An 18,389-nucleotide genomic window follows, 5' to 3' on the forward strand; every position below is an offset into this window, starting at 1 on the left:
CGGAACAGCGCCTCGGCAAACCCTCAACCAGCCAATTTGATCAATATGGGCAGTGAAGTAGCGATATTTGGACATCCTACCTATAAGTTTGATCATATAATTGTTGTCGAGCCGCTTTCGGCGCGGTAGGTGAAGCCCATGAACGCCGCAGATGGCGTCGTGGGGAGGATGATATGAAGGGCCGCTATTTTGCGCTGACGACCGTCTCTTTGCTGGCGATGGCGCAGCTACCCGCCCAGGCGCAGCAGACCGCGCCGGAGCCCGTGACCGACGCTTCCGGCGTCGACCAGGCCGGCCCGCCCGAGACCGGCGTTCAGGACAGCATCGTCGTGACCGGCACGCGCGCGGCGCTCGAGAATGCCGAGCGCGTGAAGCGCGATTCAGCGGTGATCGTCGATGGTATCAGCGCCGATGACATCAGCGCGCTGCCCGACGCTTCGATCGCGGACTCGCTGGTTCGTATCACCGGCGTCAGCTCCAACGATAATCCGCGCGGCCCCAACGCCGTGTCGATCCGTGGCCTCGGCCCCGATCTCACGCTGATCACGGTCAACGGGCGCGTGCTTCCGAGCGGCAGCGGCGGTGACCGCCGGCTCGAGCTGGCGCAGCTGCCGACCGAGGGCATTGCCGGCGCCTATGTCCAGAAGACGCCCGATGCCGCCACGATGGAAGGCGGCGTGGCGGGCGTGCTCGACATGCGCACGATCCGCCCGCTCACCAGCAAGCGCAACGGCTTCACGCTGGTCGGGCGCACGCTGTTCCAGGACAATGCCCGCTCGCTGAGCGATGCCCGCCGCTACGGCGATGTCGGCGCCCGCGCCGAGGCGACTTATGTCGGCCATCTCACCGATACGCTGGCAGTCTCCGCGACCTATTCGTTCCTGCACCAATATTCGGGGTTCGCGGGCGTGCAGGTCGACAATTGGCGCCTGGGCACCGGCCCGCGCGCCGATCTGAACGCCGACGGCAAGGCGGACGCGCTGCCCACCAATGTCGGCGTCACTTCGAACTTCAACGACGATGTGCGCCACTCGGCGATCGGCGCGGTGCAGTGGGATGGCGGCAACGGCCTCAAGGCGACGCTGGACGGCATCTTCATCGTCGACCGGCTCTACAACGGCCCGACCCGCTTCTTCGCGAACAACATCTTCAACGGTACCGGCCTGGGTGCGGCGACCAGCGCAAGCGTGGACAGCACCAACACCGCACAGGCCTTTAGCGGCCAGACCGCGCTCTATCGCGGCATCTACAATGAATCGCGCCAGGTCGATCATACCTTCGGCGGCGGCCTCAACCTCGCCTATGAAACCGGCCCGCTCACTGCGGCGCTCGACCTGAGCTATTTCAAAGCTACCCGCCGCCTCCATTCGCCCCAGGCGACAGTGGAAACCGATGGCGCGGCCGCGGCCAACCAGCGGCAGCCGATCAGCTATGACATCAGCGACCCCGACGCGATCGCGATCACCTTCAATCCGCTGACCGCCGATGATTATGCGCTGTCGCAGCTCCAGGACAATTACACGCGCGTCAACGATAGCATCAAGACGGCCCGAGGCGACTTCGCCTACAAGCCGGACTCCGAAGGCTTCCTCCAGTCGATCCAGTTCGGTGCGCGTTTCGAGGAGCGCAATCACACCAACGCCGTCGACGCGTCCCAGTGGAGCTGGGCGACGCTGCCGACCCGGCCCGACCTGGACGGGAACTATCTCCAGCTGCCGACCAACCCGTTTGCGAACATCGCCAGCCTGTTCGGCGGCGGCGGCGCAACGAACTTCCCCTATTTCGATCTCGGCAAGCTGCTCAATCTCAAGACGGCACCGGGCGTCACCTTCTCCAACCAGTTCGCCAACGACATCGCCGGCGACTTCCGGATCAAGGAAGACACGATCGCGCTCTACGCCCAGGCCAATTTCCACACCGGCCCGCTGAGCGGCAATGCAGGCCTGCGCTGGATCTCCACCGATCTGGGGGTGAAGGGACAATCGGGCACCACGCCGGCGAACGTCCAGCAGCTCAGCTTCAAGAACACCTATCGCTATCTGCTGCCGTCGCTGAACGTCCGCTACGACATCTCGCGCACGCTGCTCGCCCGCTTCGCCTTCTCGAAGACGATGTCGCGCCAGCAGTTCAACGATCTCGCGGTCAGCTCGGCGGTCGACCTGACCACGGTGCCCAGCGGGGTGCTGACGATCAATCGCGGCAATCCGAACCTGGCGCCCTTCACCTCGAACGGTGTCGACGTCAGCATGGAGTGGGCGCCGAGCCGCTCGACCAACATCGCGGTCGCTGGCTACGTCAAATATCTCAAGAACTTCCTCGTCCCGTTCTCGGAATCGACGAACGTCACGCTGACCGATGGCAGCGTGGTGCCCGCGATCATCCAGACGACGATGAACGACCCGAAGATGCAGATGATCCGCGGCGTCGAGTTCACGGTACGGCAGGACCTGAGCTTCTTGCCCGGCTTCCTGCGCAATTTCGGCGTGCAGATGAACCTGAACTACAACGGCACCGATATCGACCAGACTGCGGTGTCGATCATCAACAACAGCGGCGCGGCGAACACCGCGGTCGGCACCACGGCGCCCGTGACGCCCGATCAGTTCACCAAGTTCGTGATCAACGGCCAGCTCTACTACAGCGACAAGACCTTCGATATCCGCCTCGCCTATCGCCACTTCGATCCGTATCTGCGCGCCTTCTTCAACAGCTATCAGGAGCAGCCCGACGGGCAGCTCGACCTGAGCGGCGGCGTGAACCTTGCCGGCGGCGTCCGGCTGATCGGGTCGGTCACCAATCTCACCAAGGCGCGGATGCGGCGCTGGGTGCCCGACTATCGCAATTCGGCAAACAATGGCCTGACCCAGCTCAGCGTGTATCAGGGCCGCCTGGTCACGCTCGGATTGCGGACCAGCTTCTGAAGATTCAGCGAACAAGGAGTTCGGGTATGAAAGCGAGACGAAACCGGTCGATCCTGGGGCGTGCGGCGTTGCTCGCGGCCTGCGCACTGGCCACCAGCTCGCTTTCCCCGGCTTCGGCGCAGCAGGCACCGCCCGCAGCACCGGCGCCGGCACCAAGCGCGGACACCCGCCCGAACATCCTGTTCGTGCTGATCGACGACATGGGCTTTGCCGACCTCTCGATCATGGGCAATCGCAAGATCGAGACCCCCAATCTCGATCGGCTCGCGAACCAGGGCCTGCTGCTCACGCGCTTCTACGACGCGGCGCCGATCTGCTCGCCGTCGCGCGCGGGACTCTTCACCGGGCGCTTCCCGGCCGAAGTCGGCTTCGTCACCTTCATCAACGATCGCGCCGCGAACAAGGCGATGGGCCAGGCGAACTGGCTCGATCCACGCGTGACCAATCTTGCCAGCATGCTGCACGCTTCCGGCTATGCCACCGGCCATTTCGGCAAGTGGCACATGGGCGGCGGGCGCGATGTCGGCGACGCCCCTTGGCCCACCGCTTATGGCTTCGACGAAAGCTTCACCACCTTCGAGGGGCTCGGCCCGCGCGTGCTGGTATCTGACGAGGAGCGTGGCCTCGCCGACCAGTCCGCCAGGCTCGGCCAGGGTCCCTTCTTCTACGAGCGCAAATCGAACCTCACCCAGCTTTATGCCGAGAAGACGCTCGAATTCGTCTCCAAGCATCGTGACGGTCCCTGGTTCGCCCAGCTCTGGCTGAACGACGTCCACGACCCCTGGGCGCCCGACGACAATTCGCTGCATGAAGTCGCGGGCAAGGGCGCCAATGCCGATGACGAGCGCTATCTGGCGACGATCCGGAAGATGGACCGCACGCTCGGCAACCTGTTCGATCGCCTCCAGGACATGGGCGAGGCCGAGAACACGCTGATCATCGTCACTTCGGACAACGGCCCCTCCGCGCTGCAGCGCTATTACAAGGACGGCGCGACGCCGCCGGGCAGCGTGCTGGCACTGCGCGGGCGCAAGGGCAGCCTTTACGAAGGCGGGATGCGCCAGCCGCTGATCCTGCGCTGGCCGGGGCATATCAAGCCCGGCGTGCGCGACGAGACCAGCGTCGCCCAGGCCGTCGACCTGATGCCGACGCTGGCCCATCTTGCCGGCGCAACTCCAGGGGAGGGCACGCCGGGGATCGACCTGTCGCCGTTGTTCGAGGGCGATGCGCTCGTGAATCGCCCAGCACTGTTCTGGTCCTTCGGGATGCCCGGTGCCGAAAAGCAGCCGCGCGGCCCGTTCGCCCCGCACGATGTCGCGCCGCCGCTCGCGGTGCGCGACGGCAAGTGGAAGCTGCTCGCAACGCCCGACGGCAAGACCGTGCAGCTCTACGACCTCGAGGCCGACCCCGGCGAGACCAAGGACCTCGCGGCGCGCACGCCGTCGGTGCGCGACAAGCTGCTCAAGCGCCTGCTGGCCTGGTCGGCGACGCTGGGAGCGCAAAAACCACAACAATAAGGGAGAAGGATCATGAAGCATTGGGCAGGTGCGGCAATCATCTCGGTGATCGCCGCGGCGGGTGCATGGGCGCAGTTCGGCGGCCTCGTATCCCCGGCCGGCAACGGAGAGGTGAAACTCGCTCCCGATGCCCGGCCGGCAAGCATCGGTGCTTCAAGTTCCTCGGTGGCAGCGCCCGTTGCGCAGGCGACGGTCAAGGCGGCCGCGGTCAAGATCATCGACGGCCAGCTGACGCGTGGCGGCAATCCGTGGATCCCGCGCGGCGTGGTGCAGATCGCGTTCGTCGCGCCGCCCGCAGCGCAGGACGGCGTCTTCCTCGCCGCCTATCAGAACTACACGCCGACCGATTATGACGCGATGCACGACCTCGGCATCGATTCGGTACGGATGCAGGTCTCGCAGCCGGGAATGGATCCGCAGAGCAGCCTGTTCGATACCGCGTTCCGCGACAAATTCTACGGCGCGGTGCGCGCGGCGCGGGCGCATGGCCTGTCGGTGCTGATCAGCATCCAGGACGAGGAACAGAGCGGCGAGACGACCCCCACGCCACTGCCCAACGCCGCAACCCGCCGGGTATGGGCGACGATCGCAGCCGAGTTCGGCGACGATCGCGGCGTCTTCTTCGAAATCCTCAACGAGCCGCAGCCCAGCGCCACCGCCGCCAATTGGGAAGACTGGCGCACCTCGTACAACGCCGCGATTCAGACGATCCGCGACGCCGGCGCGATCAACGTGGTCGTCGCCGACGGCCTGTTGTTCGGCGAGCGCCTCTCCGGCGCCCCTGCCCTGACCGATCCGCTCGGCCAGGTCGCCTATGCCTCGCACCCCTATGCGCACGACGCCGCCGGCGAGACTTCGGCGGACTGGGACACCAAGTTCGGCAATTTCGCCGCCAGCCACCCGGTGATCGTCACCGAATGGACGACCAGCACCAACTTCTATTGCGGCCCGAATACCGGCCAGGCGGCGGGCCAGTTCCTCGCCTATCTCGGCAGCCACCGGGTCGGGCTGATGGCCTTTGCCTGGGATTTCTCGGGCAACAAGTTCGGCAGCGCGTTCCAGGGGTTTCCGCCGCTGCCGACAGCGTATCAGAACCTGTCCTGCGGCGATGTCGGCTTCGGCCCCGGCAACAAGATCCTGAACGCCTATGCGAACTGGCCACAATAGCGTGGGATGCCGGCCTTCCCGGCTATCAGGTAAAACCGGGCGCTAACGCGCTGCGGCCGAGCAGCAAAACCCGATCCCGCCGGTGCGCTCGCCACCTGCACGGCAAAAGGAGTTGGCGAGGCAGGGCCGTCCACCGTCACGCGGTGATGGAGGCTGTCTCGCCAACCCGAGGGGACGTCGGTTGATCGCGATCAGAAGTTCAGGCGCACGCCCAGGCGATAGGTCCGGCCCAGCGTGTCGTAGAGCGCCGGATTGACGTCGAGACCGGTATTGGTCTGCGGCGCCGGCGTCGGATCGTGATCGAAGAGATTGTCGACCTTGAAGAACGAGCTGATGTTCTTCGTCAGGTTCAGCGTGCCGCCCACGTCGAAATAGAAGGCGCCCTTCATCTTGTTGTAGTCGATCGTCGGATGGTTGCCGGTCGATGCCGGGCAGGCGGTGGTGCACACCACATATTGGTTGCCGAACACGCCGTCGCTGAACCAGCGCTGCTGGAGCGTGATGCTGAAAGCGTCGTTGGTATAGGTCTGCACCGCCAGCCACTTCCAGTCCGGCGTATTGCCGGTATTGGCGCCGGCCTGGTCGACCGTATCGACGCCGGCGATGCCTGCCCGCACCAGGAACTCACGAACATGCGTGCCGAGCGCGCGCAGGGTGAAGCTGCCCGGCAAGCCGAGCGGCCGCTGCCACTGGTAGCTCGCCTCGATATCGAAGCCGCTGGTCTTCCACGATGCCAGGTTGAACGGCTGGACATTGATGAAATTGCCGCCCTGCACCGGGCTGTTCAGCACGAAGCCGCCGCAGAACGCCTGGTTGCCGTCGAAGCAGAACTGCACGATCTGCTGCGCCGACAGGCTGGAGATCACCCCGTTCAGCTTGATCGTATAATAGTCGACCGACAGGCTCAGCCCCGGCAGCCATTTCGGCCGCGACAGGACGATGCCGACCTCGGTGTTGCGCGCGATTTCCGGCTTCAGGTCGGGATTGCCGATCGTGTTCTGGAACGCCTGCACCGCGCCGGCGGGCGGGAACGGGTTGTTGAAGCTCGGCAGCGTCGTCACCGTCGGTGCGGCGAACAGCTCCGACAGGTTCGGCGCGCGCACGTCGCGCGAGGTCACGGCGCGCAGGCGGACGCCGTCGAGCGGCGTCTCCCAGGTGCCGCCGATCTTCCACGCCCAGACCGTGCCCGAAGTGCTGTAGTGCGTGACGCGGCCGGCGCCGTTGAGGTTGGCGCTGCCGATCCCGTCGCTCTTGAACAGCGGCAGGTTGAGCTCGAGGAAGCCCTCGTACACGTCGTACTTGCCACCGCCATTCTTGTAGTTGCCGGCTGCCCAGTTGCTGCCCTGCGTGGCGTTGAGCAGCGGATCCGCCGGATAGTCGGCACTGTTCGGGCTGATCGCTGACACGCCGGCGCCGTAAGGATCGGCGTTTACCCGGTAATATTCCTTGCGATACTCGCCACCGAACGCGACCGAGAGCGGTCCTGCCCACAGATCGAAGGGCTCGCCCGAGAAGTTGATGCTGGCGACGTCCTGGGTCAGCTTGGTGTGCTGGAACGGCCCCGCGGCGGGCGTGACATAGGCAAGCGCCGAGGCGGTGGGCGCGACATTGCCGAAGATGTTGATTGGCTGGCACCCCGCCGCCCGCGCCGTGGCGTCGGCACAGACGATCGCGCCGTTCAGCGAGATCGCATTGGTCGCGGCGACATAGCGGTTCTGCAGCACGATGGTGTCGACATCGATGTCCGAGATGGTCGTGCCGTGCTCGTAATAGGCGTCATAATGCCAGCTGGACCCGCCGATCTGGCCCTTGATGCCGCCGACGAAGCGATATTGCCGCCGATCGGTCGAGACCTTGGGATCGGGGAAGTTCGCGTTGCTCGATCCGAAGCTGAACGAGGTGATGCCGGCGGTGACGCAGCGGTCCTTCACCAACTGCGGCACATAGGGGTTGGCGCATTGCACCGTCAGGCTCGGGCGGTTGTAGCCCGGGCTTGGCTGGTTGCTGGTCGTTACCTTCGCCACATTGACGGTCAGATAGATTTCGCTGTTCTCGGCGAAGTCGAAGCCGATCCGGCCGAAGCCGTTGATCCGCTCCAGCGCCGATTTGAGCGAGGCGCCGTCGCCGGGCGCACCCGACAGGTCGCCGCCGACGCAAAAAGCGTTGCCGGAGAAGCAGCCCGTAACGCCGCCGGTCCCGTTCGGGACGCCGGCCGAGCCATAGACGAAATTATAGGGCTGGCCGGCGGCGTCGAACGCGATGCCCTGCAGCGGTCCGTTGTTGATCAGGCCGTAACGGGCATATTGATAGGGCTGCGCATAGTCGCGGTAGCGGAACTGCGGCGTGCCGTTATTGGCCTGGCCGGTGTTGACCAGCGTGGATGCGCGATACCAGTCGCGGCTGCCCGCGAGATCGGTGCCGAAATCGCCGGGGCCAACGCCGTCCTCATGATCATATTCGCCGCTGGCGATCAGGTGCAGGCGATCGTCGAGCAGCGCTCCGCCCCAGGCCGCCTGGACCAGCGCCTGCTTGTCGTCGCCATAGCGCGTGATGCCGCCCTGGACATTGGCCTTGAAGCCCTTGAACCGGGTGTCGGTGATGAAGTTGACCACGCCGCCGACCGCGTCCGAGCCATAGGATGCGGAGGCACCGCCATTGACCACGTCGACGCGCTTGACCAGCAGCTGCGGGAACATGCTGATGTCGGGCACGCCGGTCACATTGGCGCCGACGACGCGCTGGCCGTCGAGCAGGGTCAGCGTGCGGATCGGCTGCAGGCCGCGCAGCGAGAACGAGCTGAGGCCCTGCTGGCCGCTCGAGGTGCTGAACGTGCCGGTGGCGGCACCGGTCGAGCCCTGCAACGACGGCAGCTGGGCGATCGTGTTGAAGATGTTCGGCTGGGCGTTGTTGGCGATCTGCTCCTCGCCGATCACCGTTGTCGGGGTCGGCGCGGTGAAGCCGCTCGACAGGATGCGGGTGCCGGTGACGATGATCTGGCCGTCCTGCTTGTCGGCATCGGCGTCGCTCTGGTCGGCCGGGACCTCCTGGGCCACCGGAGCCGGCGCAGTCTGCGCGGCGGCGGGCGCGGCTGCCAGAACCGCGGCAAGCGCGGCAAGGCTGGTAGCGGTACCAAAAAATGCCGTCAGGTCACGGCGATCCGTTGCAAATCCGATCATCATCCATCCCCTGTTTTTCGGCGCTGCCCTTCGAGGGGCAGTCCGCCATTGCCCCCGGTCATTAGCCGATCGGGGCACGCCCAACATCTACGACCATGGTCGCAGACTGCGTTGTCAGGGGTGCGCGGCGTAGAGCGCGTGGTGGGTGAGGATGAACAAGGTGCGCCCGTCGGGACCGCCGAACAGCAGCTGCAGCGGGCGTTCGGGCACGTCGATCCGCCCGGCTTCGCGGCCATCGGAATCGTAGACGAAGACCTGCCCGTTCGCGACATAGACGCGCCCGTCCGGCCCCGTGGCGACGCTCTCGCCGCCACGTGCCGCGAAGACCTTGAGTTCCGTCACCGCGCCACCGGCGCCGAGAAGCCCGCTATAGGTGCGGTCCTCCGATCCGTTGGCGACGTAGACGCGCTCGCCGACCTTGCCGGTGACCCAGCCATAGGTGTCGAGCGTGTCGGAGAAGCGCCAGCCGAGATGGTTGGCGGGACCCTGTTGCCAGACGCGGAAGGCGGGCAGCACCAGGCTGCCGTCGGGCGAGACATATTCGCGAGCCTTGGGCACAGCCATGTCGCGGGCGAACATCTCAGCGAGCGTGGTGAAATGGTCCGTCGCCGCGTCATACTGGTCGCGGAACTCGCCATTGTTCCAGAAGCTGCCGGGCAACGCGACGCGGGCACGGGCGTGATCGACGGCCGGCGTCGGCGCGACCAGCTTCACGTCCTGCTCACCGGGCTTGAGGCTGTAGACCGTCGCCTCGGGGCCATCGGACGACAGCACCAGCAGACTGCCCGAGGAATCGACCGCGAGGTTGACCGGATCGAGCGGCGCATCGGCGACCACCGACAGGCCTTCCTTCTCCGACCAGCCATGGATCCGGTGGAACTGGCGATCTACGAAGTAGAGCTTGCCCGACGCGTCCACCGCGCCGCCACCCAGCGCGTAGAAGCCCTGGGCGAGCTGCGTGACCGGCACCAGCGAAGGCGCGGCGGCGGGTACCGGCGTGTCGGTCACGTCGAGCACGGCGAACTCGCGCTCGCGCACTTCCAGCCCGCGCGTCACGTCCTGGATCGCGTTGGCGTAGGGATATTTGCTCGCGCGCAGATAGGTGCCGCAGCCATTGGCGTCGCAGGTCGAGAAGCCGCTTTCGGCATTCACATGGACGTTGCGGAAGCGGATGTCCTTCGATCCGTAGAGCTTCACTGCAGTGGGCGCCGGCTGGAGCGAGCGAGTGACGCGGTAGCCGTGGAAATTGGCGAACAGGATGTCACTCGAATTACGCACTTCGAGCGCGACGGTGTTGCGGCTCTCGCCAGCCTCCTCCTCGGTCTGCGGGGCGAGGAACTGCCAGTTCCGCACCCGGTCGAGGACGATCTCGGCGCGGACATGGTGCTCGGCCGACATCTGGTAGACCACGCCCGGTGTGCTCGTGTCCGAGACATGAAGCCCGGCCTGGGCATAGGTATTGGGCGTCCACAGTCCATTGAAGGTCCCCCCGCCCCCATCGGTGACCCACAGGCTGGCATATTGGCCGTCCCAGCGCTTCTTCGGATCCGCGTCGGCAGTATGCGTGGCGTTGTACGGGTCGAAGCGGCTGCCGTCGGCAAGGTTGGTGCCGTGGCCGCCCTGGAACTTGACGTCGTCGACCAGCGACTTTTCGCCGGCACGCCACAATAGTGCTGTCGCCCGCGGATTGACGCCGCCGGTGAACAGGCCGAGCCCAGAGACGATCGCATCGCCGCCCCTGGCGCTCTCGACCAGCGCCTTGGCCGGGCCGATGCCGCGATAGGCCGGCACATCCTCGGCAAGGATGATCTGGGTCAGGCTCGGATGGAGGCCGATCAAGACGCTGTCCGGACGCAGCCGGAGCGTGTCGCTGACGCGGTAGAAGCCGGTGGGGAAATAGACCACGCGGTGGCTGTCGATCGCCTTCTGGATCGCGGCGGTATCGTCGGTTGCGTCATCACCCTTGGCGCCAAGGTCGCGGACATTGGTCCAGGCCGATACGTCAGGAAAGGCGCGGATCGCGGCGGCGCGGCGATCCGGCAGGCGCGCGAGCGGCGCGGCATCCATGCGGGTGGCAAACGCACCCGGCTGACCGAGCCCGGCGAGCGTCAGGCCATAGGTGAACTCCTTGACCCGGTAGCGCGGCGCCGGGCCGGCGACGGCGCGGCCACTCTCGCGGAAGCGCGCGAACACCGGCGTGCCGGTGGCAACGACATTGTCGAAGCCGATCTGGGTATAGGCATTGCCTTCGTTGCTGATGATCACGCCCGCCTTGGCGACATTCTCGAAGCGGACGTCCTTGCCCCACAGCCAGTCGCCATAGCCCTTGTCGATCTCGATCCCGACGGGGACATTGCGAAACAGCGTGTTGACCAGGGTCAGCCCCGCCTCATGCTCGCGGATAGCCGCGTCACGCTGCCCCTCGAAGGTGGAATCGAGCAGGGTATATTGCCAGGCGGGTGAGGTCTTCTCCGCCAGGATGCCGTAGCGCCCCCCGAAGAAGCGCAGGTCCATGCCGAGATTACCAACCTGGTAGATGCCGGCAAGCGCAGTGCCCAGGCGGAAGTCGATATGCGCGAGATAGGCGTGCTGTGCGGTGTGGAAACGCACGCCGGTCGCCGCCGGATTGCCCGCAGCGATCTCGAAATCGACATTCGCCATCGCCGAATAGAAGGTTCCCGAATTGGCGTCGGCGATGTCGGGGTCGAACGGCACGCTGGTCGGCGGCGGCACCGCAACCTTGCCGCGGAGAGGCACGCCCCCCGGCCCCGGCGCCCCGCCGCTCGGCTGGTTGCCGGTGAAGAAGACCATGCTGCCGATGCCGTGCTGGAAGCCCGATGTGTCGGGCGCGAGATAGAAGACCGGGCGCGTCCTGCCGACGCCGAACAGCCGCACGCCGGGCCACATGTAGATCGTGCGGGTGATGCGGTGCCGGCCCGAGGGCAGGAAGACCAGTCCACCGCCGGGCTTGGCGGCCGCCGCGTCGATCGCGGCCTGGATCGCATCGCTGTCGTCCGCGATGCCGTCGCCCTTCGCCTTGACCGTGACGGCTGCGGGGTCGGCGGGTGCGGTAAGATAGACCGAGCGGGCCGGCTGCGCCTGCGCGCCCGAGACCTGCATCGCCGCGGCGATCATCCATGCTGCGATCCCGCTGCGCATCGTGCCGGTCATCCCTGTCCCACCCTGGTCCTGCCCTGAATAGCATGCCGATACGCGCGCGCGAGTGCCCCGGCGACCGCGACAAAGGTCGCAATGGTCAAAGCCCCCGCCTGCGAACATTAGCGTGCTATCCCAAGTGAGGAACACCGTGGAAGCGCAGCGAAAAATGATCGGGTTGCCGCCCTGCGCGATCGTCGCGATGGGCGTGAGCGGCTGCGGCAAGTCGACACTGGTCGCGCATCTCGCCGCGCATCTCGGCGCCCCCGCTTTCGAGGGCGATGATTTCCATTCGGCGAGCAGCGTCGCCAAGATGCGCGCGGGCGAGCCGCTCGACGACACCGATCGCTGGCCCTGGCTCGACCGGCTGGGCGCGGCGATCGGCGCGGCGGTGCGGACAGACGGCGTTGCGGTCGCGGCCTGCTCGGCGCTCAAGCGCAGCTATCGCGAGCGGCTCGAACAGGCTGCGGGCGTGCCGCTCGCCTTCGTGCTGCTCGACGGCGAGCGCGAGGAGATCGCACCAAGGCTGGCGGCGCGGGCCGGCCATTACATGGCCCCCAGTTTGCTCGACAGCCAGTTCGCCACGCTGGAGCGCCCCACGGCCGACGAGCGCGCGCTGGCGCTGCATTGCTACCGCCCGATCGAAGAGCTTCGCGGCGACGTGCTGCACTGGGCACGGACCAGTCTACCCTAGGGCATCAGCCGCTTGCGGCCCTGCGAGAGATGCCAGCGCATCGCCAGCGCCGCGCCGTCGCCGTCCTGGGCGCGGATCGCGTCGACGATCGCGTCATGCTCGTCCATCATCGAGCCGATCACTTCGGGCGGGCGCGAGCGCGAGATGTCGACGCCGGCGCGCAATATGCCCATCACATCGTGCTGCAGATGATCGAAGGTCGACGTGAAGGCGCTGTTGCCCGTCGCCTCGGCAATCGCGCGGTGAAGCCGCCAATCCTCGTCATGCGCCGGAGCGCTGGAAAGCAAGGCGGTGCGCAGCGCCTCCAGCGCCGCGTCGATCGCATCCATCTGCTCATGCGAGCGGCGCTGTGCCGCCAGCCGCGCGGCCTCGGCCTCGAGCACGAAGCGGACTTCATAGGTGCCGAGCGTGCCCGCCAGCCCGTCCATCGGCACGTGCGAGCCGAGCCGGGCGGAGGGGCGGCGCTTGACGTAGGAACCGGCGCCGCGCCGCGCTTCGGTGATCCCGTCGGCAGCCAAGCGCACCAGCGCCTCGCGGACGATCGTGCGCGACATGCCGAACAACTCCGCCAGCCGCGCTTCGGACGGCAGGCGATCGCCGGCCGCCAGATCGTCCTCGTTGATGATTTCGACGATCGCGGTGTAGGCGCGATCGGCGAGCCTGCCCTCCTGCACGGCGCTCCTCTTCTTCTCTCCGATGCGCGTCTCAGACAAAGTAGCTGAGCGCCAATACCATGGCGAGTCCGGCGACGGAGATCACCGTCTCGAGCATCGACCAGGTGCGGAAGGTGTCCGCCGTGCTGGTGCCCATATAGCCCTTGACCAGCCAGAAGCCGGGATCGTTGACATGGCTGAAGAACACCGAGCCCGCGCCGATCGCGAGGACGACGAGCTCAGGCGAGGCACCCGAGGCCGCAACCACGCCGGGCATGATGCCGACCGCGGTGATCGTCGCCACTGTCGCCGATCCCGCCGCCAGCCTTATGCCGACCGCGACGAGCCAGCCGAGCAGCAGGGGCGAGATCGCGTACATCATCACCAGCCGCGCGAGCAGGTCCGACAGGCCGGCGGTGACCAGCACCTGCTTGAGCGCGCCGCCCGCGCCGATCGCGAGCAGGATCGCCCCCGCCGCGCCCATCGTCTCGAACCAGATCGCATCCTGGATGCTCGCCTCGCTCAGCCGCCGGCCGAACAGCAGGGGCAACGCGAGCATGTTGGTCACGAGCAGCGCCAGCACCGGATTGGCGGCCGCGGCAAGCCAGGGCGACTCCGCGAGCGCCGGCACCAGCTTGCCGAGCTCACCCGAGGCGATCAGTACGATCGGCAGTAGCACGACGAACAGCGAGACGGCGCGGCGCGGCGGCAGCATGTCGACGACGGGATCGCTCAGCACCGGCTCGGTCAGCTTGACGCCGGGCGTGACGATCCGGGCGAGCACCGGCCCGGCAAGGATCGCGACGGGGATGGCGATGATGATGCCGTAGAGCATCGTCAGGCCGAGACTGGCATGGAGCGCCTCGACCGCAAGCAGCGGCCCCGGATGCGGCGGCACCAGCGCGTGGACGACGCCGAGGCCGGCGAGTGCGGGCATGATCAGCCGCAGCTTGGTGCCGTCCGGGTCGCCCTCATCGGGCATTGCCTTGGCCGCGGCGACGACGATCGGCAGCAGCAGCACAAGGCCGGTCTCGAAGAACAGCGGCAGGCCGATGACGATCGCGATGCCGAGCGTCGCCCAGGGCGCCGCCTTGGGCCCGGTCAGACGCAGCGCACCATTGGCCAGCGACGCCGCCGCGCCCGAGAGATGCAGCATCGCGCCGAGCGACAGGCCAAGCGCGACGACAAGGCCGGTACCGCCGACAATGTCGCCGACACCCTTCTGCACGGCCTTGGCAGTATCGCCGAGCGGCAGGCCCGCAAGCAGTCCAACAGCAAAGGCGCCGCACAGCAGGCCGATAAAGGGATGGAGCCGGCCCCGCACGATCAGCACGATCGCCAGCGCAATGCCGGCAATGGCGGCGAGGACGAGCCGGATGTCGCCGCCGGTCACGCGGCGGCCCCGTGCGGTGCGCAGTCATGCGGCAATGCTGACATCGTTGTCCTCCCCGGAAGTCCTCGGCTTTTTCTTCGCAGCCCGTCGAACCGCATGAGTTGTAGGACAGGTTTCTGCAATTCGGCAACAGAAAAGGCTTGCTACCGCTACCAAATGCGGAACATATTAAAACCTGTCCAACTGATTCCGGCCAACCGGAGCGTGGATCAGGATCGTGCGGCAACGTCGATCCGAGCATGAAGACCATGCGCCTCGAGGAGAGGATCGATGAAGGTGACCGTTCAGGAAGCGAGTCGGAAAGCAGCGGTTTCGGCCGCCATGCCCCATGCGATCGACGCGACGGGCAAGTCCGTGCATCTCACGCCCACCCAGCTCAAGGTGATGCAGGGCGTGTATTCGGGGCAACTCAACAAGCAGATCGCCTATGAGCTCGGTATCGCCGAAGCCACGGTGAAGGCGCACATGACCGCACTGATGCGCAAGCTCAACGTGCGCAACCGCACCCAGGTGGCGATCGCCGCGCAACGCCTGGCTTTCCCGCTTTCCTGACTTCCCCGGCGCGGCCCGTCCGCGCCTCCTTTCTCCAGACCTGTCCAACCGGGAGCGGTATGATGAAGGCCTTTCGCCTGCTTTGCGCGGCATTGCTGCTGTGCCCCCTCCCCGCCTTTGCCGGGTCGCTCTCGGTCTATCGCACCCAGCCGAACGATCCGCGCGCGATCACCGTCAAGGGCGTCGGCGACGGGCGGGCCGATGACAGCGCGGCGCTCCAGCAGGCGATCGACCAGGCAGCGAAGGGCGGCCAGGGCGGGATCGTCTTCCTGCCCTCGGGTCGCTACCGGATCAGCCGGACGATCTTCGTGCGCACCGCGGTGCGCGTCTTCGGCATCGGCGCGACGCGGCCGGTGATTCTGCTCGGCGACGACACGCCGGGCTACGGCGCGGGCGTGGCCGCGATGGTCTCATTTACCGGCGAGGACCAGTACCGGGTAGGCAAGGTGCCGGTGCCGCCGCCCACCAGCGTGCCGGCCAATCCCAACATCTATGATGCAACCTCGAGCACCTTCTATTCGGCGCTTTCCAATGTCGATTTCGAGATCGGCAAGGGCAATGCCGGCGCGGTCGCGGTGCGCTTCCGCGTCGCGCAACATGGCTTCCTGCGGCATATCGACTTTCATCTCGGATCGGGGCTGGCGGGGATCTACCAGGCCGGCAACGAATGTGAGGATTTGCGCTTCTATGGCGGGCGCTACGGCATCCTCACCGAGAAGACTTCGCCCGCCTGGCAGTTCACGCTGATCGATTCAGAGTTTGCCGGCCAGCGCGATGCCGCGATCCGCGAGCATGAGGTCGATCTGACGCTGATCAACGTCGCGATCCGCGACGTGCCCGTGGGGATCGAGATCGACCGCGGCTATTCGGATTCGCTGTGGGGTAAGGACGTCCGCTTCGAGAATGTCTCGAACGCAGGCGTGCTGATCTCGAACGAGGACAGCGTGTTCACCCAGATCGGCTTCCAGAACGCGCTGGCGCAGAACACGCCGGTCTTTGCGCGCTTCCGCGACAGCGGCAAGACGGTGGCGGGCCAGGGCCGCCAGTACCGGGTGCGCGACTTCTCCCATGGGCTCAAGCTGCCGGGGATTGGTGCGATGGGCGCGTTCGCGACCGATGCCGCGATCACGCCACTGCCGAAGATGCCGGCGCGGCGCCGACCGGCAATCGCGGCGCTCCCGCCAGTGACCGAATGGGCCAATGTCCGCGACCTCGGCGTTAAGGGCGACGACGAGACCGACGACACCGCAGCGCTGCAGCGCGCGATCGATACGCACCGGGTGCTCTATTTGCCGATGGGCCGCTACCGCGTGACCGACACGCTGACGCTGCGCCCGGATACGGTGCTGATCGCGCTCCACCCAAGCCTGACCCATGTCTATTTGCCCGACGAAACCCCGACCTATGCCGGTGTCGGCAGTGCCAAAGCACTGATCCGCAGCGCCAAGGGCGGAGATGCAATCGTATCCGGGCTCGGGCTGTGGACCGGCGGAGTCAATCCGCGCGCAACCGCCTTGCTGTGGCGGGCGGGCGAAGCCTCGATGGTGAACGACGTCAAGATCCAGGGCGGTGGCGGGACGCTGCTGACCAAGGGCAGCCCGATCGGCTTCGGCGATCCGCGGACCCGCTTCGACGGCCAGCATCCGAGCATCTGGGTCACCGATGGCGGCGGCGGCACCTTCGCGGCGATCTGGTCGCCCAACACCCTGGCCTCGGCGGGCTTCTACGTCTCGGACACGAAGACGCCCGGCTATGTCTACGAGCTCTCGGCCGAGCATCACTACCGCGTCGAGATCGTGCTCGACCATGTCGAGAACTGGGAATTCCACGCACCGCAGACCGAGCAGGAAGTGCGCGACGGCGTCAACGCGGTCTCGACCGAGTTCCGCAATTCGCGCAACATCCTGTTCGCTAATTATCATGGCTACCGCGTCACCCGCTCGGCCAAGCCGATGGACGTCGCGGTACGGCTCTACAACTCGAGCGACATCCGCTTCCGCAATGTCCATGTGAACGCGGAGAGCGCCTTTGCCAGCTGTGACGACAAGGGCTGCGGCACCTATGTGCGTGCGAGCAAATATCCGTTCGAGAATGCGATAAAGGACATGACCGGCGGGCAGGAAGTGCGCGAGCGCGAGTTCGCCCGACTCGACGTCGGCGCCGTCGCCTTGGCGAAGACGCCGGTCCCGGTCTCGCCGGGTGTCGAGAAGCTGGCCGACGGCTTCTATTCGATCGCCGGCGCCGCAGTGGACGCCAGGGGCAAGCTCTGGTTCGTCGACCGCCAGTTCCAGCGCATCCATGGCTGGTCGGAAGCCGAGGGGCTGTCGGTCCTCGCCGACACGCCGCTCGACCCGGTCAGCCTGGCGATCGATCGCTCGGGCCGGCTGATGGTGCTGTCCTCGGCGGGGCATGATGCGAGCGTCTACAGCATCGACCCTGCCGATCCGGCAGACGTGAAGCTGATCGCGCCGACGCCGGTGAAGGACCGCGCCGGCGCGCTGACTGCGCTTCCCGGCAACATGTGGGCGAATGGCGAGTTCGCCGACCGCATCGATCCGAAGACCTACCAGTTCCCGCCGATCGCCGACTTCTTCACCCGCGCGATGGGCGAGCCCAAACCGCGCGAATATGTCTCGCCCGACGGTTCGCTGGTGCTTCCCGCCTTCCGGGTCTGGAACCAGGGGCCCGATGATCATCAGGGCTGGCGCTGGTCGGACACGCTCGATGCCCATGCGCTGGTCACCGCGAAGCCCGGCGAGCGGGTGTTCCTCACCAATGGCTCGGAGAACCGCACTTATAGCGGTCTGGTCGGCGCGGGCGGTGCGGTCACCGACCTCAGGATCGTCGCGGATCGCGGCGGCGAAAGCGCGGCGCGCGCTGCCGACGGCACGCTCTACGTCGCGAACGGCCAGGTCTTCGTCTATGACGCCACCGGCAAGCCGCTCCGCCGCATCGACGTGCCCGAGCGGCCGCTGCAGCTGATCCTGGGCGGCAAGGACGGGCGGACGCTGTTCATCCTGAGCCATCATGCGCTCTATCGGGTGAGGATCTAGCCAACTGCGAAGTCCTGACGAAACGGTCGGGCCTTTACCCTACCGGGTATCCCCTCGCGCCCACCCTGGCATTGAGACCGATCCATTTCGGACGGACATTGGCGTCC

Annotated in this window: 10 protein-coding genes; 6 read left to right on the forward strand and 4 right to left on the reverse strand. The window is 66.5% G+C overall.

Going from position 1 to position 18,389, the window contains the following annotated elements; translation table 11 throughout:
- The first annotated feature begins 173 nt into the window (after positions 1 to 173).
- Genes HZY97_RS14295 through HZY97_RS14305 form a run of 3 tightly spaced genes read left to right on the forward strand, consistent with a single transcriptional unit; the run spans position 174 to position 5,605 of the window.
- Positions 174 to 2,921 carry a TonB-dependent receptor gene (locus HZY97_RS14295; protein WP_180145015.1) on the forward strand — a complete coding sequence of 916 codons (2,748 nt, stop codon included), beginning with the start codon at positions 174 to 176 and terminating at the stop codon, positions 2,919 to 2,921.
- 26 nt (positions 2,922 to 2,947) lie between these two features.
- On the forward strand, positions 2,948 to 4,438 hold the full coding sequence (locus HZY97_RS14300) for a sulfatase-like hydrolase/transferase (RefSeq protein ID WP_180145018.1): 1,491 nt from the start codon (positions 2,948 to 2,950) through the stop codon (positions 4,436 to 4,438).
- Between the two features lie 12 nt (positions 4,439 to 4,450).
- Positions 4,451 to 5,605, forward strand: coding sequence for a glycoside hydrolase family 5 protein (locus tag HZY97_RS14305; RefSeq protein ID WP_180145021.1), 1,155 nt, complete (start codon positions 4,451 to 4,453; stop codon positions 5,603 to 5,605).
- A gap of 191 nt (positions 5,606 to 5,796) precedes the next feature.
- Here HZY97_RS14305 and HZY97_RS14310 read toward each other — a convergent pair whose 3' ends face one another.
- Positions 5,797 to 8,781, reverse strand: coding sequence for a TonB-dependent siderophore receptor (locus HZY97_RS14310; RefSeq protein WP_180145024.1), 2,985 nt, complete (start codon positions 8,779 to 8,781; stop codon positions 5,797 to 5,799).
- 114 nt (positions 8,782 to 8,895) lie between these two features.
- On the reverse strand, positions 8,896 to 11,952 hold the full coding sequence (locus tag HZY97_RS14315) for a glycosyl hydrolase family 28-related protein (protein WP_257215084.1): 3,057 nt from the start codon (positions 11,950 to 11,952) through the stop codon (positions 8,896 to 8,898).
- Positions 11,953 to 12,106: 154 nt separating this feature from the next.
- On the opposite strand from HZY97_RS14315, the gene HZY97_RS14320 reads away from it, so the two are divergent.
- A complete protein-coding gene (locus tag HZY97_RS14320) occupies positions 12,107 to 12,631 on the forward strand; it encodes a gluconokinase (protein WP_257215085.1) in 525 nt (174 codons plus the stop codon).
- Here the strand turns inward: HZY97_RS14320 and HZY97_RS14325 are convergent.
- Positions 12,628 to 13,305 carry an FCD domain-containing protein gene (locus HZY97_RS14325; protein WP_180145025.1) on the reverse strand — a complete coding sequence of 226 codons (678 nt, stop codon included), beginning with the start codon at positions 13,303 to 13,305 and terminating at the stop codon, positions 12,628 to 12,630. The genes HZY97_RS14320 and HZY97_RS14325 overlap by 4 nt on opposite strands.
- A 31-nt stretch (positions 13,306 to 13,336) precedes the next feature.
- Positions 13,337 to 14,677: a gluconate:H+ symporter gene (locus tag HZY97_RS14330; protein ID WP_180145028.1), complete on the reverse strand. Its 1,341-nt coding sequence runs from the start codon at positions 14,675 to 14,677 to the stop codon at positions 13,337 to 13,339.
- 321 nt (positions 14,678 to 14,998) lie between these two features.
- Here HZY97_RS14330 and HZY97_RS14335 point away from each other — a divergent pair, with 321 nt between their 5' ends.
- The gene (locus HZY97_RS14335; protein ID WP_180145917.1) at positions 14,999 to 15,229 is read left to right on the forward strand and encodes a response regulator transcription factor; all 231 of its coding nucleotides are present in this window, start codon (positions 14,999 to 15,001) and stop codon (positions 15,227 to 15,229) included.
- 62 nt (positions 15,230 to 15,291) lie between these two features.
- Positions 15,292 to 18,282 carry a glycosyl hydrolase family 28-related protein gene (locus tag HZY97_RS14340; RefSeq protein ID WP_180145029.1) on the forward strand — a complete coding sequence of 997 codons (2,991 nt, stop codon included), beginning with the start codon at positions 15,292 to 15,294 and terminating at the stop codon, positions 18,280 to 18,282.
- The last annotated feature ends 107 nt before the right edge of the window (positions 18,283 to 18,389 follow it).

It is taken from the genome of Sphingomonas sp. R-74633, from assembly GCF_013416555.1.
GTDB lineage: Bacteria > Pseudomonadota > Alphaproteobacteria > Sphingomonadales > Sphingomonadaceae > Sphingomonas.